Source organism: Dyadobacter sp. HNCC25DJ186 (assembly GCF_056895235.1).
The window spans coordinates 1-3,100 of record NZ_JBXHAS010000033.1 but is presented as its reverse complement, the minus strand read 5'-3'; the positions used below and the strand labels follow the sequence as shown (position 1 = coordinate 3,100).

4 protein-coding genes are annotated in these 3,100 nt (G+C 46.5%); all 4 read left to right on the top strand.

The window, feature by feature from the left end:
• The first annotated feature begins 139 nt into the window (after window positions 1–139).
• A complete protein-coding gene (locus AC1XUO_RS29535; RefSeq protein ID WP_483333505.1) occupies window positions 140–439 on the top strand; it encodes a hypothetical protein in 300 nt (99 codons plus the stop codon).
• A gap of 12 nt (window positions 440–451) precedes the next feature.
• Window positions 452–1,831, top strand: a complete 1,380-nt coding sequence (locus tag AC1XUO_RS29530; RefSeq protein WP_483333504.1) for a hypothetical protein — start codon at window positions 452–454, stop codon at window positions 1,829–1,831.
• The gene (locus AC1XUO_RS29525) at window positions 1,821–2,810 is read left to right on the top strand and encodes a DUF6712 family protein (protein WP_483333503.1); all 990 of its coding nucleotides are present in this window, start codon (window positions 1,821–1,823) and stop codon (window positions 2,808–2,810) included. The genes AC1XUO_RS29530 and AC1XUO_RS29525 overlap by 11 nt, the downstream gene beginning before the upstream one ends.
• Window positions 2,811–2,848: 38 nt before the next feature.
• Window positions 2,849–3,100 (top strand): hypothetical protein (locus AC1XUO_RS29520; protein WP_483333498.1); only part of this gene is annotated, 252 nt, incomplete at its 3' end.

Below are 3,100 nucleotides of genomic sequence, written 5' to 3'. Positions count from 1 at the left end.
TGGGAGGCTGTAAAATGATATTTTAAATTAAATAACCATCGAATTTACAAGAAAAGTCTTCATCATTTATACTAGATAACTATCAAAAAATCCCGTCCTACCCCATCCCCCTTCCACTGACCATATTTACTCCATGGTCATGAAAATCCACTTAAAAGACGCAATGCGCCAGATCCAGCTTTCGTCCGGATCGCAGAAAACTTTTGCTATAACCTATCAGAAAAAAGATGGGACCTATGGTGAAAAAGAAGAATGTCGTAACCGGTCCGGCTATTACAGCAAAGGCAAATCTGACCTGGCCAGCATCAAGCATGAAACCAAAAGAGCCGGCAAGGCTATCCTGGAATACCGGACACGCTCCGGTGCCTGGCAGCCTTTCGAGGTATTTTGGTGTTTGATGCGAACTTTCGACGGCCGCGAAATTGATCACCGATTTTAATTTTTATTAGCCATGTCAAATAAAACAAGACCCAAAACCAGGATGATCCACTTTTCCAAATCCGCGTCAGTGGATCCGGATCAGCAGCGCGACATCAACAGTTCACGCGGCAACGTGCAACGGACGGTAAAATCCAACGGCAAAGACTTTGAACTGTATCCCTGGGGCGAAAACAACCTACTACCCAACGAGCGGATTAAACTTTTAAGAACAAACGGCGATGCTCAAAACCTGATCGAAGCCAGGGCGGATTTTCTGTATGGTGGCGGTTTCGGATGGTTCAAACACGTCAATAAAAACGGGATCATCACCCGCGAACCGTTCACCAACAAAGCCACGGAAGACTATTTGGCAGCCTACGGAATGGAAGATCTGGGCAACGTTGTCAATCAAATGTGTACGTCTTTGATTGAAACCGGAAACATTTTTGTAAACCGCTCGATGGTGGGAAAACTTCCGGTTTACAGCATCAAGGATAGTTTGATTTGCCGTGCCACTATTGCCAATACCAAAAACGTAGAAACCTGGTTATTAAATTCGGATTGGTCCAGCTCTGAAAGTGTAAGCAAGAATACGATTGCAGTGCCTGCTTACAATACTGCCAATGCCAAACTGGAAGAAACCATCTTTCAACTCCGCCCTTTCCAGACCGGGCAACCATACTACGGCTTTGCCCAGTATTGGGGTGATGAAACCGTCCAGTGGATCGAGGTCATGAATTTTATTGCCAAATCCATTGGCCAGACCGTCAAACACAATAAAAACATCGCCCACATTTGCCGAGTAGCTACCTCCTATTTTGATCAAATGGTTGCGAATGCAGCATCGTCTGAGGAAAACCAGAATGACGATAGTTTTGATACTGAAAAGGAAAAGCAAAAGGTCCGAGATGATTTCTACAAAAACGTAGAAAAGATGATCGAAAGCGAGGACGGTCCACGTGTAATCTTTGATGAGTGTGATTTTGGTTCCGACGGGAAACTATCCGGAATGATCGCATTTGAAGAGATAAAACGCTCTTTAGACGCCAAAGAATTGCAGGAAGCCTATGACACCGCGCTCCGTGCATTTGCCAACGCTTCCAGGTTACTGCCTACCCTGGCCGGCGTTTCGGATGGCAAAACGATCGGCGGATCCGGATCTGAATTAAAGGTTTCTGCCAACTATCAGCAGTTTTTCCGAACACCCCGTGAACGTCAGCTAATCCTTTCGCCTTTCAACCGGGATGTAAAAACAGCTTTGAAGCTACCAAAGGATGTTCACGCCGGTTTTTTTGATATCCTGCTGGTCAGCGATGACAAGAACCCAGCGGGTAGAGAGTCAAAAACAAGCCAGGATTCTGGCAATAAAGATTCCAATCCACAACAAACCGACCAGACCGATGCTGCTTAGAGATGTTCAAGATCTGATTTTATTCCTGGGCCGCGCGGTGATGAGCGCCACAACGGATGATTTCATCCGGCCGTATATCAACGAGGCACAAGAAACCATTTTAGAAAAGGCACTGGGGCCTGAAATTATCCAGGCTTTGGAAGACTACCGGGATGATCCTATGCAAAACCCGAAAATGGATATCCTGCTTAAAAAAATGCAGCGTGCCCTGGCCTGGTATGCCTACCAGAAATATTTACCGTTTGCGATCGGAAACGATGGGGACAATGGTTTGCAGGAAATGGGCGGGGATAATAATCAGCCCGTACGAATTGGTGTGCTGGATAAGCGGATCCGTGAAACCGAGAAAAACGCGGTCAACGCACTGGAATCTGTTCTTTTATACCTGGAACAAAACCTGGATGATTTCCCTGCTTACAAAAATTCCGAAACGGCCAAAGCGACCAGGGCACTGTTTGTTTCATCGGCCACGATCATGAGCGAATTCTTGCCGATCATTGAAGGTAATTACAGGTTATTTTTAAGTATCCGCCCGTATTTGAAACTGGCTGAAAGAGATTTCCTTTTACCAAAGATCGGCCGCGCTCAGTTCAACCGGTTGAAAACCGCGCTGGTAGCTGGCAGCCTGACGGCCGATGAAAAGGAACTTTTGTTTTCCATTCGCCGGGCACTTGCCCACACAGCCTATTATATTGCACTTCCTAACATGCAGTTTGTGATGCTAGGCAATGGAAACATACGCGTACTATCAGATTTTGACGGGATCTACAACGCCAAAGCACCGGACAATGAAACTATTCTGAGCCTGGTACGCGCATCAGAAACCCAGTCAAAAAAATGGCAAAACGCTTTACGTTCCTACTTATCCCACAACCTGGATAAGTTTCCGGACTACGCCCAAAGCCAGGCAGCCAAAGAGCAGCCGACTAACAAGCTGCCCGACAATGATCAGTATAAATCAATCTTCCGCCTTAGATAATGGATTACTTAGCTACTATGCAGCACCAGAAGCTGCAAATGAGTCGAAACCCTATTGTCGTGCTGGTGGATCCTGTTGTGTTGCCAGCAGGATCCAGCCGGGTAGACCTGCGTTATTTCCTTGAATTACGCATCCAGAAATCTTTCCAAAATAGCCAGTTCGTCAATTTAGCTGTTCAGGAAGCGTCAGAAAAACCGGTTCCCGATGGCTACACGATCAGCCCCGGTGCTTATTTTGAAGTTCAGACCCGAATTGATGATCAGCTCAGCGCAACCCCACCCGTGTATGCG